22 protein-coding genes are annotated in these 26996 nt (G+C 66.1%); 16 read left to right on the forward strand and 6 right to left on the reverse strand.

The genetic code is table 11. The annotated features are described in order from the left end of the window. Positions 1-6: 6 nt before the first annotated feature. Both C507_RS0118955 and C507_RS0118960 read right to left on the reverse strand, forming a co-directional pair. Complete coding sequence (locus tag C507_RS0118955; RefSeq protein WP_018701301.1) at positions 7-1491, reverse strand: ABC transporter substrate-binding protein; 1485 nt, start codon at positions 1489-1491, stop codon at positions 7-9. 79 nt (positions 1492-1570) lie between these two features. Then, a complete protein-coding gene (locus C507_RS0118960) occupies positions 1571-2845 on the reverse strand; it encodes an acetylornithine deacetylase/succinyl-diaminopimelate desuccinylase family protein (protein ID WP_018701302.1) in 1275 nt (424 codons plus the stop codon). A gap of 372 nt (positions 2846-3217) precedes the next feature. Between C507_RS0118960 and C507_RS22085 the strand changes: the two genes are divergently transcribed. The 5 genes from C507_RS22085 (at position 3218) to C507_RS0118985 (ending at position 10631) form a co-directional block, all read left to right on the forward strand. Next, a complete protein-coding gene (locus tag C507_RS22085) occupies positions 3218-4516 on the forward strand; it encodes a porin (protein ID WP_018701303.1) in 1299 nt (432 codons plus the stop codon). A 322-nt stretch (positions 4517-4838) separates the two neighbouring features. After that, positions 4839-6017: a porin gene (locus C507_RS0118970; protein WP_018701304.1), complete on the forward strand. Its 1179-nt coding sequence runs from the start codon at positions 4839-4841 to the stop codon at positions 6015-6017. A gap of 462 nt (positions 6018-6479) precedes the next feature. Continuing rightward, on the forward strand, positions 6480-7718 hold the full coding sequence (locus tag C507_RS0118975; protein ID WP_018701305.1) for a porin: 1239 nt from the start codon (positions 6480-6482) through the stop codon (positions 7716-7718). 637 nt (positions 7719-8355) lie between these two features. After that, positions 8356-9552 (forward strand): porin, encoded by a 1197-nt coding sequence (locus C507_RS0118980; protein WP_018701306.1) that lies wholly within the window; start codon positions 8356-8358, stop codon positions 9550-9552. A 386-nt stretch (positions 9553-9938) separates the two neighbouring features. Beyond that, entirely contained in the window at positions 9939-10631 is a 693-nt protein-coding gene (locus tag C507_RS0118985; protein WP_018701307.1) for a BON domain-containing protein, read from the forward strand. 97 nt (positions 10632-10728) lie between these two features. On the opposite strand, the gene C507_RS0118990 is transcribed toward C507_RS0118985, so the two are convergent. Continuing rightward, a complete protein-coding gene (locus C507_RS0118990; protein ID WP_018701308.1) occupies positions 10729-11646 on the reverse strand; it encodes an alpha/beta fold hydrolase in 918 nt (305 codons plus the stop codon). Positions 11647-11753: 107 nt separating this feature from the next. Then, complete coding sequence (locus C507_RS22090; RefSeq protein WP_051089817.1) at positions 11754-14063, reverse strand: lytic transglycosylase domain-containing protein; 2310 nt, start codon at positions 14061-14063, stop codon at positions 11754-11756. Between the two features lie 268 nt (positions 14064-14331). On the opposite strand from C507_RS22090, the gene dapA reads away from it, so the two are divergent. Continuing rightward, positions 14332-15207 (forward strand): 4-hydroxy-tetrahydrodipicolinate synthase, encoded by an 876-nt coding sequence (gene dapA, locus C507_RS0119005; RefSeq protein WP_018701311.1) that lies wholly within the window; start codon positions 14332-14334, stop codon positions 15205-15207. 120 nt (positions 15208-15327) lie between these two features. Then, positions 15328-15810, forward strand: a complete 483-nt coding sequence (gene smpB, locus C507_RS0119010; protein WP_018701312.1) for an SsrA-binding protein SmpB — start codon at positions 15328-15330, stop codon at positions 15808-15810. Here the strand turns inward: smpB and C507_RS0119015 are convergent. Next, positions 15793-16836 carry a carbohydrate kinase family protein gene (locus C507_RS0119015; RefSeq protein WP_169508992.1) on the reverse strand — a complete coding sequence of 348 codons (1044 nt, stop codon included), beginning with the start codon at positions 16834-16836 and terminating at the stop codon, positions 15793-15795. The genes smpB and C507_RS0119015 overlap by 18 nt on opposite strands. Here C507_RS0119015 and paaX point away from each other — a divergent pair. The 9 genes from paaX to C507_RS0119060 all read left to right on the forward strand — a co-directional run bounded on the left by paaX (position 16835) and on the right by C507_RS0119060 (position 25160). Continuing rightward, on the forward strand, positions 16835-17764 hold the full coding sequence (gene paaX, locus C507_RS0119020; RefSeq protein WP_018701314.1) for a phenylacetic acid degradation operon negative regulatory protein PaaX: 930 nt from the start codon (positions 16835-16837) through the stop codon (positions 17762-17764). The genes C507_RS0119015 and paaX overlap by 2 nt on opposite strands. A gap of 173 nt (positions 17765-17937) precedes the next feature. Further along, a complete protein-coding gene (paaA, locus tag C507_RS0119025) occupies positions 17938-18948 on the forward strand; it encodes a 1,2-phenylacetyl-CoA epoxidase subunit PaaA (RefSeq protein ID WP_018701315.1) in 1011 nt (336 codons plus the stop codon). A gap of 79 nt (positions 18949-19027) precedes the next feature. Then, positions 19028-19315: a 1,2-phenylacetyl-CoA epoxidase subunit PaaB gene (gene paaB / locus C507_RS0119030; protein ID WP_018701316.1), complete on the forward strand. Its 288-nt coding sequence runs from the start codon at positions 19028-19030 to the stop codon at positions 19313-19315. A 68-nt stretch (positions 19316-19383) separates the two neighbouring features. Continuing rightward, the gene (gene paaC / locus C507_RS0119035) at positions 19384-20157 is read left to right on the forward strand and encodes a 1,2-phenylacetyl-CoA epoxidase subunit PaaC (protein WP_018701317.1); all 774 of its coding nucleotides are present in this window, start codon (positions 19384-19386) and stop codon (positions 20155-20157) included. A gap of 16 nt (positions 20158-20173) precedes the next feature. Continuing rightward, a complete protein-coding gene (gene paaD / locus C507_RS0119040; RefSeq protein WP_018701318.1) occupies positions 20174-20686 on the forward strand; it encodes a 1,2-phenylacetyl-CoA epoxidase subunit PaaD in 513 nt (170 codons plus the stop codon). Between the two features lie 101 nt (positions 20687-20787). Continuing rightward, the gene (gene paaE, locus C507_RS0119045; RefSeq protein ID WP_018701319.1) at positions 20788-21870 is read left to right on the forward strand and encodes a 1,2-phenylacetyl-CoA epoxidase subunit PaaE; all 1083 of its coding nucleotides are present in this window, start codon (positions 20788-20790) and stop codon (positions 21868-21870) included. Between the two features lie 89 nt (positions 21871-21959). Further along, the gene (locus C507_RS22095) at positions 21960-22973 is read left to right on the forward strand and encodes a Gfo/Idh/MocA family protein (protein ID WP_018701320.1); all 1014 of its coding nucleotides are present in this window, start codon (positions 21960-21962) and stop codon (positions 22971-22973) included. A gap of 120 nt (positions 22974-23093) precedes the next feature. Next, entirely contained in the window at positions 23094-24260 is a 1167-nt protein-coding gene (locus C507_RS0119055; RefSeq protein ID WP_245559718.1) for a DegT/DnrJ/EryC1/StrS family aminotransferase, read from the forward strand. A 189-nt stretch (positions 24261-24449) separates the two neighbouring features. Continuing rightward, a complete protein-coding gene (locus C507_RS0119060) occupies positions 24450-25160 on the forward strand; it encodes a glutathione S-transferase N-terminal domain-containing protein (protein WP_026319252.1) in 711 nt (236 codons plus the stop codon). Positions 25161-25280: 120 nt separating this feature from the next. Here the strand turns inward: C507_RS0119060 and C507_RS0119065 are convergent, their stop codons facing one another. After that, positions 25281-26990: a sensor domain-containing diguanylate cyclase gene (locus C507_RS0119065; protein ID WP_018701323.1), complete on the reverse strand. Its 1710-nt coding sequence runs from the start codon at positions 26988-26990 to the stop codon at positions 25281-25283. Positions 26991-26996 lie beyond the last annotated feature (6 nt).

The raw sequence follows: 26996 nt of genomic DNA on the forward strand, positions 1-26996 counted from the left end.
CTGCGCTCACGGCGCCCAGTGGACGTCGGTGAGGTCGTTGGCCTGGATCGGCGCGTCGGACCACAATCCCTTCAGCTTCGCGTTCCAGACGCCGGCCTTGGGCAGCTGGAACAGGAAGCCGTTGACCGCGTCCGCCGCAATCATGTCCTGGGCCTGCCGGAACAGGGCATTGCGCGCCTTGGGATCCGCCTCGGACTGCAGTGTGTCGATGATGGCGTCGAACTCCGGGTTGTCGTAGCCGAAATAGTAGTCGTCGCGGGCGTAGATATCGACGTCCAGCGGCTCGGTGTGGGAGACGATGGTCATGTCGAAGTCGTGGCCTTTGAAGACCTGCTCCAGCCACTGCGCCCACTCCACCGGGATGATCTCGACGGTGATGCCGATCTTGGAAAGCTCGGAGGCGATGATCTCGCCGGAGCGGCGGGCGTAGGTCGTCGGCGGCAGCTTCATGGTGGCCTCGAAACCGTCCGGGTAGCCGGCCTCGGCCAGCAGCGTCCTGGCCTTCTCCAGGGCGTACGGGTAGGTGCCGGTCAGGTCCTCGTAGGCCGGGTGGTGCGGCGCGAAGTGCGAGCCGATCGGCGTGCCGTAGCCGAACATGGCGCCGTCGATGATTGCCTGGCGGTCGATGGCATGGCTGATCGCCTGGCGCACTTTCAGGTCGGCGAAGGGCTTCTCCCGGTTGTTGAGCGCCAGGATGGTCTCGCCCTCGCTGGTCCCGACCACCACGGCGAAGCGCGGGTCGGCCTCGAACTGGGGCAGGTTCTCGGTGGCCGGAAAGTTGGGATAGGCGTCGAGGTCGCCGGCAAGCATGGCGGCGAGCGATGCGGCCGGATCGCCGACGAACTTGAAGGTCGCGCCGGTGAGCGCAGCCGGTTCGCCCCAATAAGCCTCGTTGCGCTCCAGCAGGACGCTGTCGCCCTTCACCCAGCGTGAGAACTTGAACGGTCCGGTACCGACGGGGGCGGTGGTGTTGGTGTCGGCACTCTCCGCTGCCACGATCACCGCGTCCCCCCAGCCGAGATCGAAGAGAAAGCTGCCGGCGGGCCGGGAGAGCGTGATCTCGACCGTTTCCGGATCGACGACGGTTACCGCCTCGATCGGCTCGAAGATCCGCTTCTGGGCGTTGGTGGATTCGTCGGCCCTGGCGCGGTCGAAGGAAAACTTCACGTCCTCGGCATCGAAACCGGTGCCGTCATGGAAGGTGACGCCGTCACGGAGCTGAAACGTGTAGGTGAGGCCGTCGTCGGAGATGGACCAGCTCTCCGCCAGGCCCGGTTTCACCGACCCGTCGGCGTCGATGCGGGTCAGCCCCTCGAAGACGTTCTGGTAGACCACCTCGTCGATGGCCGCGGCGGCACCTGCCGTCGGGTCAAGGTGCGGCGGCTCGAGCCGCATGCCGATGGTGGCGGTGGTTTTCTGGGCGAATGCCGGTGCGGTGAGACCGGCTGCCAGCACGAGGCCGGCGGCGAGGGCGTGGACCGTACGACGCATCGCGGCTCTTCCTTCCCTTGTGTGACGAACGGTGGGCAACCGGCAGCGTCCGGTGGTGCCCGGCGGTGGATATTCGCGCCTATGCTCTGCCCGCGGTCAACAACCCATGTGCGGCCATGGCCATCACGCGGGCGGAGTCGACCATGTCGTCGATGCCGACGAACTCGTCCGGCTGGTGGGCAAGATCGAGAATGCCCGGCCCATAGGCGATGCAGTCGTGCAGGTGGCCAATGCGGGCGATGTGCTTCTGGTCGTAGGTACCGGGCGAGATCACGTAGTCCGGCTCCTTGCCAAGCACCGAGCGGATCGCCTCCGCCACGCCCAGGACCACCGGCGCGTCGCGCTCGGTCATGGTCGGCAGCGCCTCGAACAGGTCGCGGATCCGGTAGCGGAAGTCTGGCCGGGAGGTGGCGAGCCGGTCGAGAAGGCCGGTCACCTCGGCCTTCACCGTCTCGATGGGCTCCTCGATCAGGAAGCGCCGGTCGATCACCATGCGGCAGGAATCCGGTACGCAGGCGCTCGGCAGCCCGTCGAAATCCTCCTCCATGCCGCCGTGGATGGAGTTGATGTTGAGGGTGGAGCGACGCGCGCCCTCCGGCGCGATGGGCATTTCGGTGCGCCGCTCCGACAGGGCCGGAAAAAGCTCCGTCTCGAAGGCGTTGAGGACGGCCGCCATGTGGCGCACGCCGCAATCGCCAAGGAACGGCATGGAGCCGTGGGCAATGCGCCCTTGCGTCTCGATCTCGGCCCACCAGACGCCGCGGTGGCCCAGGCAGATCCGGTCCTTGTTGAGGGGTTCGGGAATGATGACGTGGTCGACGCGCGGGCGAGAAAAAAGCCCCTGCGCCGCCAGGTGCGCGACGCCGCCGAAGCCGCCCGACTCCTCGTCTACCGTCCCGGAGATCTCCAGCGTGCCGGGCAGATCGGGAAAGGCCTCGATCAGCGCCTCCATTGCGATCACCGAGGCGGCCAGCCCGCCCTTCATGTCGCAGGTGCCACGCCCGTAGATTCGGCCGTCGCGCACCACCGGCGTGAACGGATCGCTGGTCCAGCCGTGACCCGCGGCCACCACGTCGATGTGCGAGTTGAAATGCACGCAGGGGCCGGGGCGGCTGCCCTGCCGCCGGGCGATCACGTTCATGCGGGGATAGCGGTCGCTGTCGCCAGGCGTATCGGTGCCGCGGATGTAGGCGATCTCGAAACCGCGCCGGCGCAGGCGCTCGCCCAGAAATTTCGCGCAGGGGACATAGGCGTCTCCCGGCGGATTGATGGTCGGGATGGCGACGAGATCGCAGGTCAGCGCGACCAGGTCGTCGCGCTTGTCCGCAATTCGCGAGTGCAGGGCATCGAGCATCGAATCGTCCGCTGCTGCCGGTGGGGGCGATGTCAGGCGGCAGTCTAGTGCAGGGATTCGGCCGCACGGAACCGGTCATGTCGCGGCGGCGCGTTGGCAGCTGTGTCGGCCGCTGTGGTTTTCGCGCCACGGCGGCAACAGAGTTAACGAATTCCTTCGAAAAACACCCCGATCGGGGCCCTCAGCGGCCGTTTGGTTAGGAACTGTTAACCATAACGGCGCGACAAACGGGGCATGGCTCATGTGTTCGACCGTGTACCGGCTGAGCCAATTCCAGCCGGTCGATGAGCCCAACAAGAGACTGCAAGGCGTCTGAGCGCAGATCCAGCGGCGGTGTCCACCGTCTGCAACCGATGAGCTTGGAGTTCGACTATGAAGACCAACATCCTGATGATCGGCGCTGCGGCGACAGTCGCCTGTGCCTCTGCCGCCAGTGCTGCGGATCTGCCCGTCGCTCCCGAGCCGATCGACTATGTGCGGGTGTGCGACGCCTATGGCGCCGGCTTCTATTACATCCCCGGCACGGATACCTGCCTGAACGTCTCCGGCCGCGTCCGCGCGGAGTATCGCGGGTTCAACTACAACCGGAATTTCCGCGAGGCGACGTCCAACCCGAGCCAGGCCCGCGACTTCGATTCCAGCGAGTTCCGGGCCCGCGGTTACATCTACATGGACTCGCGCACCAACACCGAGTTCGGCCTGCTGCGTACCTACACCGAAATTTTCCTGACCGTGGACAACAACGACGACGTCCAGACGTCGATGGACCACGCCTACATCCAGTTCGGCGGGTTCACCTTCGGGCGCGGCCAGTCCTTCTATGATTTCGTGAATTACGCGGCCTACGCCTCGGTCTTCACGCCGCAGCTGTCGGACCAGAAGACCAACCTGGCCGCCTACACCTTCGCGTTCGGCAACGGCTTCTCGTCGTCGGTGTCCATCGAAGACACCTCGGCTCGCCGTTCCGGTATCGGCGGTGCCTACACCACGTCGACCACGTCGGTGGTGGGCGTGGACGCGGCCGGAAACGACATCACCCAGACGACCACCGAAAGCGTTGGCTACGGCGGCACCAAGTATCCCGACCTGGTGGCCAACCTGCGGGTCGATCAGGGCTGGGGCTCCGCGCAGCTGATGGCCGCCGGCCACCAGGTCTGGCCGGGCTACCGCGCCGAAGGAACGGCGGAGAGCAAGGTCGGCTTCGCGGTCGGCGGCGGCGTTCTCTTCAACCTGCCGTTCGGCGTCGGCACCCGGATGAACGTCACCGGCACCTATGCCAACGGCGCCACGTCCTACGCGTCGACCGACACGACCGGCTTCTCCTCCCCGCGCGGCTTTATCGTCGAGGCGACCGATGCCTCGTTCAATTCCGCAACGGGCGACATCGAAACCAACGAGGCCTGGTCGGTCTCGGGCGGTGTTGGCACCCAGATCAGCCCGGAACTCGGCTTCGGCATCCAGGGCGGCTACTTCATGATGTCCGACCAGGTGGACAGCGACAACTCGTTCTCCAACGTCGACGTCCAGGGCGACATCACCTATGCGCCGGGCAACATCTCCGGCCTCGAGATGGGCGTCGGTCTGGAGTACCGCTACGTGAACCCGGGTGAGGAAGCGGCTTCCAGCGGCGACGCCTACGCCGGCTTCTTCCGCGCCGAGCGCACCTTCTAACTGGCGTTGCGGGGGGCGTGTCCTCCCGCGGTCTCCGGCCACCGATCAGGTCGGAGCCGATCCGAAGAACTAGAAAGCCCGCCGGCAACGGCGGGCTTTTTTGGTGTGGCGCGATGGCAACGCGATGCCGGTTCTTGCAGCCTGAGACACGTTCAGCGCACCATGTGCAACCGAAGTGTCATAGGTAAGTCTTAACGACGGAGTGAACGCGCGCTCTGGATCTCGAACAGTCCTTTCGCGCGCAATACGATTCGCTGTCGTCTCACCGGCTGCGGGTCAGAGGTCCGCCCAGCGCCCTGTGGGGCACGCGTTGGAGAAAGACATGCGCAAGACCCATCTCCTTGCCGGCCTGGCTGCCGTCGTCCTCGGCACCGGCGTGGCTGAAGCCGCCGACCTGCCGGTGGCTCCCGAGCCGATTGATTATGTTCGTGTCTGCGACGCCTTCGGCACGGGCTTCTATTACATCCCCGGAACCGACACCTGCATTTCGGTGCGCGGCCGTGTCCGGACGGAGTATCGCTACTTCGACAGCGAGTTCGTCGATCACTGGCGCGACTATGACTCCACCGAGTTTCGCGCCCGCGGCTACATCTACATGGACTCGCGCACCAACACCGAGTTCGGCCTGCTGCGCGCCTACAACGAGTTCCGCCTGACCACGGATGCCCCCGGCGGGACGAGTCTGTCGCTGGAGCACTCCTTCATCCAGTTCGGCGGCTTCACCTTCGGTAAGACGCAGTCCTTCTACGATTTCCTCGAGTACACGACCTTCGCCTTCGCCTGGTATCCCAGCATCTCCGATACCAAGACCCCGGTCGGCGCCTACACGTTCGCCTTTGGCAACGGCGTTTCCAGCACGCTTGCCCTGGAAGCAGCCAATGTGCGCCGCACCGACATCGGCGGCTACACGCCCGGCTATGGCGGCGTGAAATATCCTGATCTCGTTGCCAACGTGCGCATCGACCAGGGTTGGGGTACGGCGCAGGTCATGGGCGCGCTGCATCAGGTCTGGCCGGGCTACAACGCCGCCGGTTCGACGCCAGGCAGCGAACTCGGCTGGGTTGCCGGCGCCGGTGTGAACCTGAAGCTGCCGTTCGCCTCGGGCGCGAGCTTCAATTTCCAGGGCAGCTATTCGCAGGGTGCGGTTGACTACGTGTCCTCGCAGCCGACGAGCCCGAACGGCGACGTCTACGATGCCTATCTCGATGCCTCCGGCGGACTTGAGCTCTCCACCGCCTGGTCGCTTTCGGGCGGTTTCGCGTTCGACCTGACCCAGACGGTCGGCGCGAACATCATGGCCGGTTATCTGGATTACCAGAACGACGCCGACGCGATGAACGACTTCAAGAACTACGACCTGCAGGGCAACATCACCTGGTCGCCGGTGTCGGGTCTCCTGTTCGGCGTCGAGGTCGATTATCGGTACGTGGATACGTCCTCACCGGCCTACGACGACGGCAGCGTCTGGGCGGGGGACTTCCGGGTCCAGCGGACGTTCTGAACGATCCAACCCGATTTCACCGGGATTCGGGTCTGAACAAGGGCAGGGGCGCGCTCCGTCTGCCCTTTTTTCGTCAACAACCCGACCTGGCGGCGCCGATGTCCGCCTTTGGACGCGATTTCCTAGATTAAGTGCCGGTGTGGCATTCGAGCATCAAAACTCGATCGCACTTCTAGTTTCCAATTTTCGCGCTCTATGTTCCTCGACAAGAACGCGAAAATAAACTACCGACGTTATGGAAAATAATTTCAGACCATCGTCTGGAAACGACTGAGTAAGAGTGTCGCGGATACTGCGGCCGATCGTCTCTGCCCACCAGAAATCCTCCCGATAAGGTCTGATGGACCGAGCCGCCAGGGCGCCTCAGGGCATCTGGCGGATGCGGGCGACTTTCGGCCCCGCGTACCGGGGGGTCGATCAACTGGTGAGCGTCCTCAAGGGACGAAGCTTGGAGTTTCTTCGATGATGAAGCGCGTTCTTCTGGGTGTCGTCGGCGGCGTGATCGCCGTGCCGGCCGCCTATGCTGCCGACCTGCCGGTGGCCCCCGAGCCCGTCGACTATGTCCGCGTCTGCGACGCGTTCGGCGCGGGCTTCTACTATATCCCCGGAACCGACACCTGCATTTCGGTGCGTGGTCGTGTCCGCGCGGAGTACCGCTACGGCGAGAGCGAACTGGCGCAGAATTACGGCGCCCACTGGCGCGACATGAACTCGTCGCAGTTCCGCACCCGCGGCTACATCTACATGGACTCGCGCACCAACACCGAGTTCGGCCTGCTGCGCGCCTACAACGAGTTCTGGGTCACCTACGATTCCACCGGCCTGTTCGGCTTCAACGGTGACGGCGGCGGCTCGTCCGTGACGCTGTGGAACTCCTTCATCCAGTTCGGTGGCTTCACCTTCGGCCGCACGCAGTCCTTCTACGACTTCGTCGCTTATCCGACCTGGGCCTCGGTGTTCACGCCGCAGATCTCCGACCAGCGCCAGACGCTGGGCGCCTACACCTTCGCCTTCGGCAACGGCGTCTCCACATCGCTTGCCCTGGAGAGCGCGGATGATCGCCGCAGCGGCATCGACAGCTATGCGCCGGGCTATGGCGGTACGAAGTATCCCGACTTCGTGGCCAACGTCCGCATCGACCAGGGGTGGGGCTCCGCGCAGGTGATGGGTGCGCTGCACCAGGTCTGGCCGGGCTACAACTCGGTCGGCACCACGCCGGAGAGCGAACTCGGCTGGGCCGTCGGCGGTGGCGTGAAGGTCAACATGCCGTTTGCGGCGGGCGTCACGGTCAATCTGCAGGGTGCCTATTCGAAGGGTGCCTTCGCCTACGCGACCTCCAGCGCGACCGGCCCGGGCAACGGCTTCGGCTTCGGCGGCGGCAACGGCGGCTATGACGCCGTGCTCGATTCCTCGGGCGATCTGGAGCTGTCCGAAGCCTGGACGGTGTCGGGCGGTCTCGGCTTCGCCATCAACCCGAACCTGAGCGTTGCGGTGGCCGGCGGCTATCTCGACTACACCAACAGCGCCAATCCGGTTGACGACTTCAAGAACTATGACGCGCAGGGCCAGGTGGTCTGGACGCCGGTCGATGGTCTGATCATGGGGCCGGCCGTCGAGTACCGGTACGTGGACGCCGACGACAGCGCCTACGAGGACGGCAGCATCTGGACCGGTCTCTTCCGCGTCCAGCGCACCTTCTAGGCAGGAGGGCCGAACGGCGACGGCGCTTCGGGCATTGCCCTGGCGCTGCCGCCGGCGGGACCGGGGCCGGTCCCTCCAGCCGGCCCCGCTGATCCCGGACGCAGCTCCTTGCCTGACGCCCCGGACATGGCCGATGCCGGGGCATCAGGCGGGGAGGATCAACCGGCAGGCGACGCCTGACCCGCCTGCCGGTCCCCGAATCCGCGGTCCTTGACCCGCCCGGCGGCGATTGCGTGCAGAATCGCCACACTGCCCAGCCAACGGCCGAGCCGGCTTCGCTTTTCGACGCGATGTTTATTGATTCTTAAGAGAATCTGGTGGTCGGACCGGCCGGATCCAGGGTCCAGGACCCCTGCGGCACCCCGGATTGTGGCGTCTCTGCAACAGCGGATTCCAAATGAACCCCGGAACCGGGTCGGAACGCGTGGTTGCGATTGAACCGGCGAAGCTAATCGATATGGTCACCCTGCAACCGGTCGCTGACCGGAAGCGACCCGAGCGCCGACTAAAGATTCGAACGAATTCGACACCGGCATCGGGTCTGATCAGAGAAGGGCCGATTGAAACCAGCGGCCACAGTCTTTGGGTCAATTTGGTCAGTCTCTTATCTGACAAGCTTGGAGGTCAGGACATGAATATGAAGACTCTTCTCCTCGGTACCGCTGCCGGCGTGCTGGCTGCGACCGGTGCTCAGGCTGCCGATCTTCCGGTCGCCCCGGAGCCGATCGACTACGTCCGCGTCTGCGACGCGTTCGGTGCGGGCTTCTACTACATCCCCGGCACTGACACCTGCCTGTCGGTCCGTGGCCGTGTCCGTGCGGAGTATCGCTACTTCGACACCGACGGTTCCACGCTCCGTGCGGCTGGCACCAACTGGCGCGACTTCAACTCCACCGCCTTCCGCGCCCGTGGCTACATCTACATGGACTCGCGCACCAACACCGAGTTCGGCCTGCTGCGTGCCTACAACGAGTTCTGGATCACCTACGACGCTCCGGGCGGCTCGACCGGCCTGACGCTGTGGAACTCCTTCATCCAGTTCGGCGGCTTCACCTTCGGTCGCACGCAGTCGTTCTACGACTTCGTGGTCTACCCGACCTGGGCCTTCGCCTTCACCCCGCAGGTCTCCGACCAGCGTCAGAACCTCGCTGCCTACACGTTCGCGTTCGGCAACGGCTTCTCCGCTTCGGTGGCTCTCGAAGCTGCTTCCGAGCGTCGTATCGGCATCGCCAACTACGCTCCGGACTACGGCGGAACGAAGTACCCGGATCTGGTCGCCAACCTGCGCATCGATCAGGGTTGGGGTTCGGCTCAGTTGAGCGGTGCTGTTCGCCAGGTGTGGCCGGGCTACAACGCCGCTGGCATGACGCCGAGCAGCGAAGTGGGCTGGGCTCTTAACGGTGGTGTGAAGTTCAACCTGCCGTTCGGCTCGGGCGTCACCGCCAACCTGTCGGGTGCCTACACGAAGGGCGCCGTGGCCTACGCTTCTTCCAACTTCAACAGCTGGGAAGACGTCGGCGACGCCTCTTACAACCCGGTCACGGGTGACCTCGACCTCGCCACGGCTTGGTCGGTGTCGGGTGGCTTCGGCTTCTCCTTCACCCCGACCGTCGGCGCTGCGATCCAGGCCGGTTACCTCGACTACGAGGACGGCGTCACGTCGCTCAACGACTTCAAGAACTACGACGTTCAGGGCAACATCACCTGGACCCCGGTTTCGGGTCTCCTGATGGGTGTCGAAGTCGACTACCGCTACGTGGACCAGGACTCCGCTTCCGCTTACCCGGATGCGAACCTCTGGGCTGGCGCCTTCCGCGTGCAGCGCACCTTCTAATCCAGCAAGATCCTCGGATCTTCTGGAGGGACCCGGCGGGCAACCGCCGGGTCTTTTCTGTTTGGGGACGGCATTCAGGGCCGGCGGACGGGCAATCAAACAGCTCCCGATCTTTCTTCGCGGCTCCCCGAGGGAGCCGTTTTGCGTTCTGGCCACCCGTAAAGCCCGCTGTTTTCGGCCTCTCAGGGCGTCCGGGCAGGGCTGTGCGCCGGCAATCGGCGCAGAACAGCGCGTCAGGGGGCCTTTCCGTTTCTGCCATGCGGCCCGGGCGAGCGAAAACTTGACGGGTGTGTGCGCAGTTGCGGCAAAATGGGCTGCACTCGGAATGGGTCTAGGGTAGGGTCCGGCCAGTTCGGGTTCGGCTTTCAGGGCTGGGGAGAGATCTCATGTTTCGTTGGGTTGCCGCGGCGATCTTCACCATCGTGATTCTCGTTATCGTCGGGGCGGTCGGTGACCGGGCGGCGACCGACACGGAGCTTGCCGCCCGCATCGGCGATCGCCTGGCGAATGAGGGCATTGGTTGGGCGGAAGCCGAGGTGACGGGTCGCGAGGTGCGGCTGGTCGGTGGCGCTGAAACGGATGAGGAGCGGGCCAAGGCCGCGACCATCGTTCGATCCACGCCTGGTGTGCGCTCCGTTGATGACCGCACAGAAACGGTGGCCGCCGCGTCGCCCTACGAGTTCGTCATCGAACGCTCCGAAGACAGCACCGTGGCTCGCGGTGTTCTGCCGAACTCGCGCGACGTCGGCCGCATTCAGGACGAACTGGCTACCACCTTCGTCTCCGGTCTCGATACGAGCGGACTGTCCGCTGCGAGCGGAGCGCCGGTGAACTTCCTTCTCGCCGTGGAGGGGGGGATCAGTGCGGCCGAACTGCTGCAGTCCGGCTCGGTTTCCGTTGACGAGACGGCCGTTCGGATCGAGGGAGTGGCCACGGACCAGGCGGCTTACGACGCGCTGACCGGTGGAGGCACGATTTCAGTGCCGCAGGGCTACACCGTCGTGTCGGACCAGGTGACCGTGCCGGCCGAGACGGCCGACGCCTCGGGCGAGGACGAGGCGGCGCCGGCCTCGCAGTGACGGCCGCATTGACGAGTGTGGGAATAGTTCAGCTAATTCAGAGCTTTGTCGGAGTTCTCTGAGGCGCCTTGGTGCGTCCAGACGGATGCGCCGTCCGTCAATCGCACGCGCGGGGTGGCCAACGGCGTTCGTCGGCGGCGCTCAGGAATTCCGCAATTCTCTGGTGGGTCGGCACGTCCCAGAGGAGCGGTGCGTGGCCCTGGTCGGGAATGACGAGGGTGGTCATCTTCGGGTGGGCTTGCCGCATCGCTTCCAGCGTTGCCGTCGACAGGATATCGGACAGGCCACCCCGCACCACCATCACCGGGGTAGCCTTCATTGCGTAGTAGGCCGGCCAGAGATCGGGCAGGGGCGTTTCGGGGTTGAAAGCCTCGAAGGCGTCCTGGAGCGCCGGGTCGTAGTCGTAAACGGGCTTGCCGTTGTCGTCGCGGAAGACCTGGTGTGCGAAGCGCACCCATTCCTCCGCCACGAGATCGGGAAAGATCTCTTCCTGTCCCTGTCGGAGGGCGTCGACGGCGGCTTCCCATGTATCGGGGCTTTCATCGCCGACATAGCCCGCGATCCGGGCAAGGCCGTTGCGCTCGATGCGTGGGCCGATGTCGTTGAGAACGGCTGCCGTCATGCGTTCCGGCGCGACCAGCGCTATCGCCATCATCACGAGGCCGCCGCGCGAGGTGCCGACAAAGGCAGCGGTGCTTATGCCGGCCGCATCGAGGCCGCGCAGCGTGTCATCGAGTTCCGTCTGCGGCGTGTAGGTCTGCCAGTCGGCGTAGCCGGAGCGGCCGCGGCCGCGGAAGTCCATGGCAATGACGGCCCTGGGTTTTTCAGCCTTTCGGGAGAGATAGCGGGCAAGCAGCGTGAAGTCCCGGCTGTTGCGGGTGAGGCCAGGCAGGCAGACGACCGGCGGTAGCGTTGTGGCCTTCGCCGGCGCGTAGTGGCGCGCGAAGAGAGGTGTGCCGTCGGCGCCGGTCCACGTCAGCTCGGTCCATTCGCCGGTCTCCGGTCCGCCCGTCATCGCCGCGTCTTCCTGTCGTTTTGGTTTGGCCGGATCGGATGCCCGGTCGTGCAGGGGAGGTGATGTCAGATCGCAGCCCGTTGTCAAAGAGGCCGCGCCGGACCTGCTCAGCCCGGCCGTCCCCGGTTGAGGTCCTCCTCGATGGAGAGCCGGCCCGTCCCCAGCTGCTCCCGGTAGACCTGCACATTCTCCATCACCCGCTGCACGTAGTTCCGGGTCTCGCCATAGGGAATCGATTCAACCCAGTCGATGGCATCGACCCGGGGATCCCGCGGATCGCCGAACCGCTCGATCCACTCGTAGGCACGGCTGCGGCCGGCATTGTAGGCGGCGAAGGTGAGGACATAAGAACCGTTGAACTGGTCGATCAGCTCCTTGAGGTGCGCGGCGCCGAGGGTGGCGTTGTAGGACGCGTCCCGGGTCATGCGGCTCTGCTGATAGGAAAGTCCGAGGCTCTTGGCTGTCGCGCGCGCGGTGCCGGGCATGAGCTGCAGCAGGCCCATGGCGCCGGCCGGGCTCACCGCGCCGGTGTTGAAGGTGCTTTCCTGGCGCGCGATCGCGTAAACGATGGCGCGATCGAGGCCAGCCGGCATGCGGGTCGATTTCGGGATGCCGTCGGTCGGGAAGGCGAGGCCGTCCACGTCGAGACCGCGGTTCAACCCCTCCTTGGCGACCAGCAGGGAGATGTGCGGCAGACCCGCCCGCTCCGCCTGTTCCGACAGCAGGGCAATCTGGCCGGGCGAGGAAAGCGTCTCCGACAGGTGATCGAAGAGCGGCCAGGAGCGATGGGCATGGCCGGTCGCGATCAGCCGGTTGATGGCAATCACCTGCTCGTTGCGGCTGAATGTGGCGGTGTCGGTGATGCCGGCGCGGGCCGGCCGGCCGACGCCGGCCGAGCGTTGTCCCATCTTCTCGCGGGCGAGCTGGCCATAGTAGGTCATCCCGTAGCGCCCGGCCTTCTGGTAGTAAGAGCGCGCCTTGCCGCCATTGCCGGCCGCCTCCGCGGCCCGCGCCTGCCAGTAATAGGCACGCGACAGGGTGATCGGGGTGGTGCCCAGCTGTTCGATCCGGTCGAAGTGCTTTGCCGCGCGGCGCGGGTCGTTCAGATAGCGCAGCGCGTACCAGCCGGCATGAAACTCCGCTTCCGCCTCGAAGCGCGGCGATTCCGCCGAGTGGGCGGCCACAAGAGTGTAGGCCGTGCGCGGGTCGCCTTCCTCGATCAGGCCGCGCGACACGATTCGACGCTCCACCCACCATTCGTCGGGATCGATCAGCGAGCGGGCGTCGCGCGGCGATTTCTGCAGGAGCGCGGCCGCGGCCCGGTAGTTCTCCTTGCGCCGGTTGTAAGCGATCTGGGCGAACAGATAGCCGGGCCGGTTGCGGGCGCTTGCGGGCACCGCGTTGAGCAAAGTGCTGGCGTTGCCGGCGCTGCTGGCCACGGCGGCGCGGGCATCGACGTAGGCGCGATCGGCGGAGGAGAGGTAGGGTTTCAGCGCGTTCGCGTCGCTCAACCGGTCGCGGTAGAGCAGCATTTCGGCGCGGCGCATGTGGTCAGCCGACGTCAGAACACCCGAGAACTCGCTCAGGATCTGCTTCTGGTAACCGCTGCTCATGGCCTTGTCGTACCAGACGCCCCTCAGGACATCGGCGGCGCGCTGCGGATCGCCGCTGGCGACAAGGGCGCGGGCGTAGAGAATCGCGCCCGGCGTGGAGATGGGGGGCGATGCCCCGAAGGTGCGCAGCACCTCGTTCGCCGGCGGCTTCTCCCGGTAGAGAGCTTCCTCGGCGCGCGAACGCGTGAGATCGGGGTCGGGCCAGCCGGGCGCCTCGGCGGCGAACTCGGCGATCATCGCGGAGGAGACCTTCGGCGATCCGGAGCGCGTCAGCGCCCAGTCGACGATCTTGCGGTCCAGCGGATCCGACAGCCCGTTCCTGAGTGCGAAGGTCGTCTCGTACTGGTCGCGGCGCAGCGCGTCGAGCGCGTCCTTCAGCGTCCCGGAGCGCTTGCCGTAGGCGGAGAAGGCCTGGCTCGTCGAGGCTGTCGGCGCGGCGACGGCCGCGCTTCCCGGTGCGGGCAGCGCGGGTGCGGCGGCCGGGCTCTGCACGGGCGCGACGGGAGCGGGTGCCGCCGGGGCGCTCGCCAGGGAGGCCCCGCCGGCGGCGGAGCGCAGGGGCCTGGCGCGCGGAACCGGGGCGTCGACCCGCACCACCGGCCGGGCGTTCCCGGACGCCTCAGAACCGGGGGAGGCGGTGTCGTGGCGTGCCGGGTTGGGGGCCGGTATGCCCGCCGTCTGCCAGACCGGAAGCGCCGAGCGGATAGGGGCGATTCCCTTCGGTGCGGCCGCCGATGCCTCGATGCCCGCCGCCGTCGCGGCGATGGCCGCCAGCGAAATGCACCAGTTTCTTGAAAGCTGCATGCTCAACCTGTTCGCCTGCGCCCCGAACTCACCTTAGCAGCGATTGTAGCTTGCGGCCCTGACAACCTGGTGATGCCCGCCGCGCTGCCGACTTGCGGTCCTGCATAGGGGATGAGGGTGAAAATTGCGTATCCCGTCGCGTCCCGGACCGGTCGAAAAGAAGCCGCACAGGCCGCTTGTGGGCTCAAGGACGCACGACTATTCTCCCGGCTCTTTCCGGCCCCTATGTGGCCGGCCCGTCCCATAAGACACCTCAGAGGGTGCTCCCATGTTTCAAGGTTCCATCGTTGCGCTGATCACACCGTTTCGGGACGGAGCGGTGGACGAGAAAGCCTTCCAGGAGCTTGTCGAGTGGCAGATCGCCGAGGGCACGCACGGCCTCGTTCCGGTCGGAACCACCGGTGAATCGCCGACGCTCTCGCATGCCGAGCACAAGCGCGTGGTGGATCTGTGCATCGAGGCATCGGCCGGCCGCGTGCCGGTGATCGCCGGTGCGGGCTCCAACAACACCGCCGAGGCGATCGAGCTCGCCCGCCACGCGGAGGAGGCAGGCGCCAATGCGCTCCTCGTGGTGACGCCCTACTACAACAAGCCGAACCAGGAAGGGCTGTTCCAGCACTTCAAGGCGGTCGACGATGCGGTGGGCCTGCCGATCTTCATCTACAACATCCCTGGTCGGTCGGTGATCGACATGGCGCCGGAGACGATGGCGCGCCTGTTCAAGGAGTGCCGCAACATCGCCGGTGTGAAGGATGCGACGGCGAGCATGACGAAGGTCTCCCTGCAGCGGGAGGCGTGCGGCGAGGATTTCGTCCAGCTGTCCGGCGAGGATGCGACGGCCCTCGGCTTCAACGCCCACGGCGGCACGGGCTGCATTTCGGTCACCGCGAACGTCGCCCCGAAGCTGTGCTCGGCCTTCCAGACGGCCTGCCTGTCCGGCGACTATGCGCGCGCCTTGCGGCTGCAGGACACGCTGATGCCGCTTCATCAGGCGCTGTTCCTTGAACCGAACCCGACCGGGTCCAAATATGCCCTGTCGATCCTCGGCCGGTGCGCCAACGAGCTGCGCCTGCCTTTGGTGCCGGTGTCGGTGGAGACCGCCAACGCGATCGAAAAGGCGATGGCGCACGCAGACCTGCTCTGACGGCGGCGGCCCACGCCCGGGAACCCTTTCGGTTTCCGGGGCTTGAAGTTTCCCGAAGAGGGACAGTGCAATTGTTGCCGGGGGCGCCGACCGCGCCCCCGTATCCGGGAGTGTCTGATCATGAATACGGCGAAGAAGGGACACGACCCGAAGACCCGTCCGGTGGCGGAGAATCGCAAGGCGCGCTTCAACTACGAGATCGGCGACACCTTCGAGGCCGGCATCCAGTTGCACGGCACCGAGGTCAAGTCGCTGCGGCAGGGGCGCAGCAACATCTCCGAGGCTTATGCGGCGGAGTATGGCGGCGAGCTGTACCTCTACAACGCCTACATTCCGGAATATCTGCAGGCGAACCGCTTCAATCACGAGACGCGGCGGCCGCGTAAACTGCTCATGCACAAGCGCGAGATCGCGCGGCTGGCGAGCGCGGTTCAGAAGGACGGCATGACCATCGTGCCGCTCCGGGTCTTTTTCAACGCGCGCGGGATCGCCAAGGTCTATCTCGGTCTGGGCAAGGGCAAGAAGACGCACGACAAGCGCGAGACCCAGAAGGAACGGAGCTGGAACCGCGAGAAGGCCCGGCTGCTACGCGATAAGGGCTGAGCCGACGCGACGGCGTTCGGCAGCGAGGTCCGCCTTCCAGGGAAAGACGGCGCCGGGCCGCCGGCACACATAGGCCGCGACCTCCTGCGCGTGGCCGAGGGCGGCCGACAGCTCATCCTCGCCAATCGTCGCCAACGTCTGCCGCGCAAGCCGATCCAGCTCCCAGAGGCGGGCCAGCATGCCGGTCGTGAAGGCATCGCCGGCGCCCACCGGATCTCTCAGGTCGAGCTTCACCGCGGGGTGCCGAACCCGATGGTCCCCGGCGGCCGCGAGCACGCCCCGTTCGGCCATCGTCACGATGGCGAGCGATACGCCGGCTGCTTGCCAGCGGTCGAGGAACGCCTCCGGCGGGGTGTCCGGTTCCAGGAACGCAAGATCGGCGGCGCTCGCCTTGACGATGGTTGCCACGTTAACCAGCCGGTCGAGCCTTGCGCGATAGGCCTCTCGGTCCGAGACGCTCGGCGGGCGAACGTTAAAGTCCAGCGAGATCGCCACGCCTTCCGAGGCGGCGCGCGCGAACGCCTCGATCGCGGCGCCGCCGGGCTCCAGTGCCAGGATCGCCGAGCCGGTGTGCAGCACCCGCGCCCCCTCCGGCAGGCTGCCGGCGACCGCCGGATCGAAGCTGCTCATGATCGCGCCGGCATCGACGATCTGGAAATGCGGCTCTGGCCCGGAGAGGTCGACGAAGGCGAGCGGGGTGGGGCGGGTCCCACGGACCAGCGCGCCGAGATGCACGCCCGCCGCCTCGAGCTCGCGCGCGAACCAGGTGCCGAACGGATCCGTCGACAGCTCCCAGAAATAGGAGGCGGGAACGCCCAGCCGCCCGAGCCCTAGCGCGACATTGTAAAGCGACCCGCCCAGGACGGGGCGGAACAGGGGGTGCCCATCCGGATCGGTCTCGGGAAGGAAGTCCACCACCGCTTCGCCGCAGGTCACGATCATGAATCCAGAGCCGTCTTCCGTCGAGGTGACTGTCCGCAGCGCCGTTGCGCTGGTCGATGCCGGCAGATTATAGACCCCGGTCATGGCCGCAACCGACACGTCTACCGCGATTGCCCCGCTGATCGAGGCGTTCCACGCCCGCTCGCCCATCCGCGCCTGGTCGCTGATCGTCACCATCTACGGCGACGCGGTGGCACCGCGCGGCGGTGAGCTCTGGCTCGGCACGCTGACGGAACTGCTCGGATCCATCGGCATCGACGATCGGCTGGTCAGGACGGCCATGTCGCGGCTGGCGAGCGAGGGCTGGCTGGAGCGCACCAAGGTCGGGCGGAAGAGCTTCTACCGGCTGTCCGACGGTGGGCGCCGTGCCTTTGCCGATGCGACCCACCGGATCTACTTCGCCGCGCCGCAAGCGTGGAAGGGCAACTGGCGGCTCGCGGTGCTGACCGCGTCCGGCGAGATCCGGACCGCCCAGCGCGAGCTCCTGCGGGAGCGGGGCTTCGGGCAGCTTGCGCCGACGGTCTTCCTGGCGCCGGCCACCGCAAGCGGCGATCTCTTCTCCGGCAACACGGCGGACTATTCCGGCATCGTCTGGCTGGATGCCAGCGGGTCGGCGGCCGATGCCGCGGTGCTGGCCGGCGAGGCGTTCCAGCTCAGCGAGGTGGCCGCCGGCTATCGGCGCTTCCTGGACCGGTTTGCACCGCTCGCCGATGCGCTCGACACGGGCGTGGCGCCGTCGCCGCTCGACTGCCTGGTCGGCCGGATTCTGCTGATTCACGAATACCGCCGGCTGGTGCTCCGCGATCCCCTGCTGCCGGCCCCGCTTCTGCCGGACGACTGGCCCGGTCATGCCGCCCGGGCGCTCGCGGCCCGAATCTACCGCCGGCTGGTGGGTGGGTCGGAAGGCTGGCTCGATGGTCATGGTGAATGCTCCGACGGGCCGATGCCGCCTCCCGACGCGTCCTTTCATGAGCGTTTCCAGGATCTTGGGCGGAAAGCACAGCCCGCCTGACATGGGCGAGGGCGGCTGCGCAACTGGCTGTGTCACACTGCAATATGTGACGAAAATCGACTTGACGAGGGATCTTTCTGTCACATATAATCATTCCAGATAAAACGCGGTATGTGGCCGACGCCTTGATCCGTCGAGGCGGTTCGGTCCGAACGACGAGGGAGGTCTTCGGGATGTACACGCAGGCGCTCAACAATCTCGATATCGACACGACCGGTGACGATGCCGCGCTCGAGGCGCGCTTCCAGGCGCGGGTAGACGACGAGCAGCGCATCGAGCCGAACGACTGGATGCCGGAGGCCTACCGCAAGACGCTGGTGCGTCAGATCGCCCAGCACGCCCATTCCGAGATCGTCGGCATGCTGCCCGAGGGCAACTGGATCACCCGGGCGCCGTCGCTGCGCCGCAAGGCGGCTCTGCTGGCCAAGGTCCAGGACGAGGGCGGCCATGGCCTCTATCTCTACGCTGCCGCCGAGACCCTCGGTAAGAGCCGCGAGGAGATGGTCGAGGAGCTTCTCTCCGGCAAGGCCAAATATTCCTCCATCTTCAATTATCCGACGCTGACCTGGGCCGACATCGGCGCCATCGGCTGGCTGGTCGACGGCGCGGCGATCATGAACCAGATCCCGCTCTGCCGGTGCTCCTACGGGCCTTACTCCCGCGCGATGATCCGCGTCTGCAAGGAGGAGAGCTTCCACCAACGGCAGGGCTACGAGCTGATGCTGTCGCTTGCCAAGGGCACGCCGGAGCAGAAGGAAATGGCGCAGGACGCGCTGAACCGCTGGTGGTGGCCGTCGCTGATGATGTTCGGCCCGCCGGACGGGGAGTCCATCCATTCCGGCAAGTCCATGGCCTGGAAGATCAAGCGCTTCTCCAACGACGATCTGCGCCAGAAATTCATCGATGCCACCGTGCCGCAGGCCCATTTCCTCGGCCTGGAGCTCCCGGATCCGGACCTGAAGTTCAACGAGGAGACCGGCCACTGGGAGGTCGGCGAGATCGACTGGGAAGAGTTCCAGCAGGTCGTGGCCGGCAACGGCCCGTGCAACCGCCAGCGCATCAAGCAGCGCCGGACCGCCCACGAGAACGGCGCCTGGGTTCGCGAGGCCGCGACCGCCTATGCCGACAAGCGTCGCGCTCGCAAGGCCGCCGCGGCGGCAGCCGAAGCGAAGGAAGCGGCCTGATCAGCGCGATCGGGCTTGCCGTCACCGGTTTTCATCCTGAAGTCACGGCCCGCCAGGCGGGCTGACGGGAGATATCATCATGGCTGAAAAGAAGATTCCGCTCTGGGAAGTGTTCATTCGCTCCCGCAACGGCATGTCTCACCGCCACGTCGGCTCCGTTCACGCCGCCGATGCCGAGATGGCGCTGCAGGCGGCCCGTGACGTCTACACGCGGCGCGGCGAGGGCCTGTCGGTCTGGGTGGTGCCGTCCACCGAGATCATCGCCTCCGATCCCGACGACAAGGGCATGCTGTTCGAGCCGACCGGCTCCAAGATCTACCGCCACCCGACCTTCTACGAGATCCCGGAGGAAGTCGGGAACATGTGACGCCCCGGGTCCGGCCGCGAAGAAGCCGGATCGATCGGGACGTTCAGGCGACCGGGAGGAAACGCGCCATGACCACGCTTCACATCGACGATGCCTCGCCGCTCGTCCTCTACACGCTGCGCCTTGCCGACAACGCGCTGGTGCTCGGCCACCGGCTTTCGGAGTGGACCGGCCATGCGCCGATGCTGGAGGAGGACATCGCGCTCGCCAACGTGGCGCTGGACCTGATCGGCCAGTCACGCGCGCTTTACACCTATGCCGGCGAGGCGGAAGGCGAGGGGCGTGACGAGGATGCCTTCGCCTATCTGCGCGATGCCGAGGGCTTCCGCAACGTGCTGCTGGTGGAGCAGCCGAACGGTGATTTTGCCGTCACCATCATGCGGCAGTTCCTCTACTCCGCCTTCATGCTGCCCTTCTGGCGCAAGCTCATGGGCTCCGCCGACGAGAGACTGGCCGCCATCGCTGCCAAGGCGGAAAAGGAAGCGGCCTATCATCTCCGCCACTCCGCCGAATGGGTGATCCGCCTCGGAGACGGGACCGAGGAAAGCCACGAGCGCATCACCGATGCGCTGGCTGACCTCTGGATGTTCACCGGCGAGCTGTTCGAGATGGACGATGCCGACCGCGCCCTGGTCGAGCGCGGCATTGCCGTGGACGTCTCTGCGCTGCGCCCCGAATGGGAGCGCACCGTCGACGAGATCTTCGCCGAGGCAGGCCTCACGCGTCCCGCCGACGTCTGGATGCAGACCGGCGGCCGGGGCGGTCGGCATTCCGAGCATCTCGGTTTCCTGCTCGCCGATCTGCAGTTCCTGCAGCGCGCCTATCCGGGCGCGTCCTGGTAGGGCCGGGAGGTGGTCGATGCAAACCCACGGAAGCGTTCCCGCACACAGTGAGCTGGAGCGGCGCGCCTGGAAGGCGGCGGCGACGGTCACCGATCCGGAAATTCCGGTGCTGACCATTGCCGATCTCGGCGTCCTGCGCGGCGTCCGGGTGGACGATGCCGGCGCCGTGGTGGCCGACATAACGCCGACCTATTCCGGCTGTCCGGCGATGAACATGATCGCCGTCTCGGTCGATGTCGCGCTCAGGAATGCCGGCTTTTCCGACGTGAAGGTCAACACCGTGCTGTCGCCCGCCTGGACGACGGACTGGCTGACCGAAGAGGGGCGCACCAAGCTGAAGGCTTACGGCATTGCGCCGCCGCAGGGCCAGACCGGACGTCACGCGCTCTTCGGCCAGGACGACGTGGAGTGCCCGCACTGCGGCTCGCACGAAACGGAGCGCCTCGCCGAGTTCGGCTCCACCAGTTGCAAGGCGCTGTGGCGCTGCACCGCCTGCGGCGAGCCCTTCGACTACTTCAAGTGCCACTGAACAAGCAAAGCCCGAGACAAGTGGGCACCGGTCTTCCGTCCGGCTTTGCGTAGATCGAGACCCGCGTGCCCAAGCATCGCGGCCCGGGGAGAGAAAAGAACATGTCGCCTCGTTTCCACACGCTGACCGTCAAGGATGTCCGCCGCGAGACCCCGGATGCGGTGTCGATTGCGTTCGACGTGCCGTCCGATCTCCAGGACGCCTACCATTTCGAACCCGGCCAGTATCTGACACTCAGGACCGACATTGCGGGGGAGGAGGTTCGCCGCTCCTACTCGATCTGTTCCGGCGTCGATGACGGCGAGATCCGGGTTGCGGTGAAGAAGGTCGATGGCGGCGTCTTCTCCACCTTCGCCAACGAGGGGCTGTCCTCCGGTGTGCCGCTGGACGTCATGACCCCGATGGGCCGCTTCGTCGTGCCGGTCGAGCCGGAGGCGGAGAAGGTCTACGTGGCGCTTGCCGCCGGATCGGGCATCACGCCCATCATGGCGCAGATCAAGACGATCCTCGCGCGCGAGCCGAGGAGCCGCTTCTTCCTGTTCTACGGCAACCGCACGGCCCAGAGCATCCTGTTCAAGGACGCCATCGAGGACCTGAAGGACCGCTTCCTCAACCGGCTTTCCGTGATCCATGTCCTGTCCGGCGAGAGCCAGGACGTGCCGATCCTCTCCGGCCGGCTGGATCCGGACAAGGTGAAGGCCTTCCTGACCCATGTCATGCCGGCGACCGACGTCGACCATTTCCTGGTCTGCGGCCCGGGCCAGATGATCGAAGGCGCGCGCCAGGTCCTCGCCGACATGCAGGTGCCGGAAGACCGGATCCACGTGGAGCTCTTCACCCCGGCCGGCAGCGAGATCGCGGCCCGCGCGCCGGTGCGCCAGGTGCCGGCAGAGGACACCGCCGATTCGGCCGTCGCGGAGGTGATCCTCGACGGAACCACCACCAGCCTGCCCCTGAAAGACGGTGAAACGATAATTGATGCCGCAATTCGGGCCGGTCTGGATCTCCCATATTCGTGCAAGGGCGGCATGTGCTGCACCTGCCGCGCGAAGGTTCTGGAGGGCGCGGTGACGATGGATCTCAATTATTCTCTAGAGCCTTGGGAGCTTGAGGCGGGCTTCGTGCTCACCTGCCAGTCCCACGCCACGACACTGAAGGTGGTGCTCGACTACGACGCCATGTAGGCGATCGTGGCGCAAAAGCGGCAAGAACGGGGCAGGGCGGCCGGTTCGCCCTCTCCCGGTCCGCCGAAGCCTGTGTTAGGCAGCGCGCCATGGTAAGTCCCCTGCGCGCCGGCGTCGTGGGCGTCGGCTATTTCGGCCGCTTCCACGCTCGCCATTATGCCCTGAACCCCGATGTGACACTTGCGGCCGTTGTCGACGCCGATCCTGCGCGTGCGCAGCCGATCGCCGACGAACACGGCTGCGAGATCCTGTCGGATCCTGCGGATCTCGTTGGCAAGGTCGACCTCGTGTCGATCGCCGTTCCGACGCCACTGCATCACCGCACCGCAAAGCTGCTTCTGTCGGCCGGCATTCACTGCCTGATCGAAAAGCCGATCACCTCGACCCTCGAGGAGGCCGACGAGCTGATCGCGCTGGCCGAGGAGCGCTCCCTGGTGCTCCAGGTGGGGCATATCGAGCGCTTTTCTGCCGTCTACCGGGCGTTGGCCGCGCGCGTGCACAAGCCGCTCTTCATCGAGAGCGTGCGGGCCGGGCCGGTGCGCGAGCGCGCCAACGATGTCGACGTGGTGCTCGACCTGATGATCCACGACATCGACATCGTCGCGGGCCTTGCCGGTGCGCCCATCGAGACGATCGAGGCGGTGGGCACGCCGGTGGTCAATCCGACCTCGGACATCGCCAACGCCCGGCTGACCTTTGCCAACGGCGTCGTCGCCACGGTGACGGCCAACCGGATCGGCGAGAAGGTCGAGCGCGTCACCCGCGTCTTCGAGACCGACCGTTACACGGTCTGTGATTTCGGCCAGTCGGTCATCTACGAGTTCGACCGCACCGGCGATCTGGCGCGCGACGGCCTGGCGGCTGTCAGCACCCAGGCACACGAGATCGAGCGCGAGGACAGCCTCGCCAACGAGATCGCCCATTTCATCGGCTGCGTGTCGACGGGCGAGCGTCCGCTGGTGGACGGTCGCGTTGGCCGGGAGGCGCTGGAGATCGCCCAGGGCGTCATGCAGAGCGTCGAGGACCGTCTCAGGCGGTACGGCACGGCAGGCGTCGAAACGAGAACCTACGAGACCGTCCGGGAAGCTCCCGACAGTCTCTGATGCGGAGAGCCGCGCCCGATCGTGGGCGGGCGGCGTTCCGTGTCGCACTGAACCAGTTGTGTTTCATGGCCTTGCGGGCAGGCGATGGGCTTCCCCGCGGCCAGTTTGAAGGAGGATAGGGTGTTGCGTAGCAGTGAAGCTGTCGCCTCCGCGCCTGCCGAAGTCCGGTCGGTTCCGCTGTTCGACCTGAAGCGTCAGCAGACGCGCTTGCGCTCGGACATCGACCGTCGCATTGCCACCGTGTTGGACCACGGCCAGTTCATTCTCGGCCCCGAGGTCGAGGCGCTGGAGCGTGATCTCGCCGCCTTTGCCGGTGCCCGTCACTGCATCGCGGTGTCGTCCGGCCGAGACGCGCTGATCATGGCGCTGATGGCACTTGGTGCCGGCCCTGGCGACGCGGTGTTCGTGCCCGCCTTCACCTTCTCCGCCACCGCCGGTGTGGTTGCCTCCGTGGGCGCCTCGCCGGTCTTCGTGGACGTCGAGGAGGACACCTTCAACATGAACCCGGCGGCGCTCGACACCGTGGTGAGCCAGGTCGTGGCCGACGGCGTGCTGCGGCCGCTGGCTGTCATGCCCGTCGATCTCTACGGCCGTCCCGCCAACTACCCGGCGATCGCCGAGATCGCGGCGCGCCACAGCATCCAGGTCGTGGCCGATGCGGCGCAGAGCTTCGGCGGCAACCTCGGCGACACTTCGGTCGGTGCCCTGGCGCCGATCTCCTGCACCAGCTTCTACCCGACCAAGCCGCTGGGCGCCTTCGGCGACGGCGGGGCCGTCTTCACCGAGGACGACAAGCTGGCCGAGGCGGTGAGCCAGATCCGCACCCATGGCCGCCAGGGCGACGGCGACGAGGCCCTGCGCCTCGGCATGACCGGCCGGCTCGACACCATCCAGGCCGCCGTGCTGCAGGCCAAGCTGTCCGTCTTCGCCGGCGAGCTTCAGCGCCGCCAGGAGGTCGCCGCCCGCTACAACGCGGCCTTGGCCGGTAAGGTGGCCACCCCGCTCGACGAAGAGGGTATCGGCTCGGCCTGGGCGCTCTACACGATCCGGGTGCCGGACCGCGACGCCCTGCGCGCCACGCTGCAGGCCGATGGCGTGTCCACGGCGCTGTTCTACCGGATCCCGCTCAATCGCCACCCGGCCTTCGCCAAGTACCTCACCGGTCGCGAGGAGTTGCCGGTGTCGGAGCGCCTGTCGGCTGAAGTCCTGAGCCTGCCGATGGGGCCGGACATTACCGACGACGAGGTCGACTACGTGATCGACCGGCTCCTCGCCGCTATCTCCTGACGCGGTCTGGAAGGCAGTGGGGCCGGATCCGCGTCCGGCCTGCGCCTGGGGCTGCTCTCCAATCCGTGTATAGGCACGTGATTGTGTCCGCCCGGTCGCGGGCCTATGTCTAGTCGGCACAGCGCCGCGGCCTGCGGCGCAATCATTGTTCCCGACCAGCGCATGACGAACGCACCGGAGACGCACCTGATGGCTGCCACCCAGACTGCCCCGATCGAGCTCCACTACTGGCCGACGCCGAACGGCTGGAAGATCACCATCATGCTGGAGGAGCTCGGCGTTCCCTATACCGTCAACTTCGTCAACATCGGCGCCGGCGACCAGTTCAAGCCGGAATTCCTGGCGATCTCGCCGAACAACCGGATGCCGGCCATCGTCGATCCGGAAGGCCCTGGCGGCGAGCCGATCTCGGTCTTTGAGTCCGGCGCGATCCTGCAATATCTCGGCCGCAAGTTCGGCAAGTTCTATCCCACCGACGAGCGCAAGCGCGTGGTCGTGGAAGAGTGGCTGATGTGGCAGATGGGCGGCTTCGGCCCGATGCTCGGCCAGAACCACCATTTCTCCAATTACGCCCCGGAGAAGATCCCTTACGCGATTACCCGCTACCAGAACGAGACGCACCGGCTCTACGGCGTGCTCGACAAGCGGCTGGAGGGGCGGGACTTCGTGGCCGACGACTATTCCGTCGCCGACATGGCGATCGTCGGCTGGGCGCGCATGTGGAAGAACCAGTCGATGGACATCGAGGAGTTCCCCAACGTGAAGCGCTGGCTGGAGACGATGATGGCCCGTCCGGCCGTTGCGAAGGGACTCGAGGTTGGCAAGGAGGAGCGCGAGAAGATGAAGCTCGCCACCGACAAGGATGCCCAGTCGGTCCTGTTCGGCCAGCGCGCCCGCTGAGGCCGCTATTCGCCTGCGCAAATCTGCGCACGATTGCGCAAAACTGCGAATGCCGGCGCGCGCGCCGGCATTTTGCGTCGATGGGGGCTCGCAGGCAGTTGCGATGGTCAGATTTGGCGCTCAGGCGTCCACGATAATCCGGTTCTTGCCGCCCACCTTGGCTCGGTACATCGCCGCGTCTGCCGCATTGAGAACGGCATCCATCGTCTCGCCACTGCCGGGAAAACGGGCAAGGCCGATGCTGGCGCCGACGCGCTGCTTTCGCCACGACAAGGCGCCGATCGCCGTCAGGATGTCGGTCAGCGTGGCCTTGATGCGGCCGTGCGGGTCGTCGCCGCGGAACAGGATGACGAACTCGTCGCCGCCGATCCGGGAAACCATGGAATCGGGAGCGGACGGGTTTCCGGTGTCGTCGCGGATCTGCGAGTCGTGCAGCTCGACGCGTCGGGTCAGTACCTCGGCGATGTCGATCAGCGCCTGGTCGCCTGCAGCATGGCCCAGGCGATCGTTCAGTGTCTTGAAGCCATCGATGTCGAGAAAGGCCACCGCCAGCCCGCTGCCAGCCTGGCGCGCGTTGGTGATCTCCGAGGCGAGCGCGGCCTCGAGCGTGCGCCGGTTGGAGAGACCGGTCAGGGGATCCAGGCGCGCCATCTGGGCAAGGTCGGAGCGATGCCGGCGCGCCTCTGCAATGGCAAGAGAGGCGGCTGCCGAGCCGAAGACGCACAGGGCCAGAAGAAGCCCTGAATAGGTAAACGAGTCGGACAGGCCGTCGTCGAGTGCGCTTTCCAGGGTTTCGGCGTCGAGGAAGGTGCCGACGAACCAGCGGTGCGCGGACTCCGCATTGCCCGCGACGGCCCGCGGCGGGATGAAACCCTCGAAATCGCGGGCGCCGATCATGATGTCGCTGACCGGGTCGATGGCGGCAAAGCTGAACAGGCCCTCTTCTGTCAGGAGTTGATCGGAACTGCTTCCCTGCATTTCCGCCCAGGTCAGGGGGAAGAGATTTTCCATCCGGTCTTCGATCTTGTCATCGAACATGAACCCCCATGTTGGCGGGGGGACCTTGGATACCAGCCAGTAGCCGTCTGAGTTCAGCATCATCGGATCGCCGAGCGAAAGATCGGCTGCGGCCTCGACCGCGGTCAGCATCGAGGCGGCCATATAGTTGAGAACGATAAGGCCCTCTCGCTCGCCGTCGGGTCCGAGAAGGGGTGTCGCCAGTCGGATCGTCGGCTTGTAGGGCTGGGTGACGACGCCGTTGTCGACGTTGAGATCGAGCGGGGACACGTAGGTTGCGCCATAGTCCAGTTTGTTCGCCGCCAGCACGTAGGGGCGGCTGGATTGGTCCTGGAGGCGTTCTTGTCCGACGATGATCGGCGAGCCGCCATTGTAGTTGACGCGGATGAACTCCTGCCCGTTGCGATCGAGGATCCTGATCTGGTCGTAGATGCCGCGCGACTTAGAGAAGTTCTGGAATTCGGAGCCCGCGACCCGACGGACGGCGTCGGGTTCAAGGTCGATTCCCAGCAGATACTCGAATTCGTTCTTCAGAAAGAAAAGGTCGGACCTGATGAGGGACAGGCGTTCCTTGACGGCGGCGAGCTGGGCGAACACCACGCCCTGCTCTTCCACCATCGTTTCCGCAAGACGCTGATCCCGATCCTGGGCCTGGATAAAAGCCATACCGCCCAGCACCGCGGAGCCGGACAGCGCAAGCAGCACGACGAACCAGACGAGAAATGTCGAGCGGTAGGCCTGGTCGGCCAGGAAGGTTCTGCGGACGAACCGCCTCAGCCTCGGGGCAGACCGCGATCCGGATCCTGCGTCCACGACCTC

The organism is Amorphus coralli DSM 19760 (genome assembly GCF_000374525.1).
GTDB classification, from domain to species: Bacteria; Pseudomonadota; Alphaproteobacteria; order Rhizobiales; family Amorphaceae; genus Amorphus; species Amorphus coralli.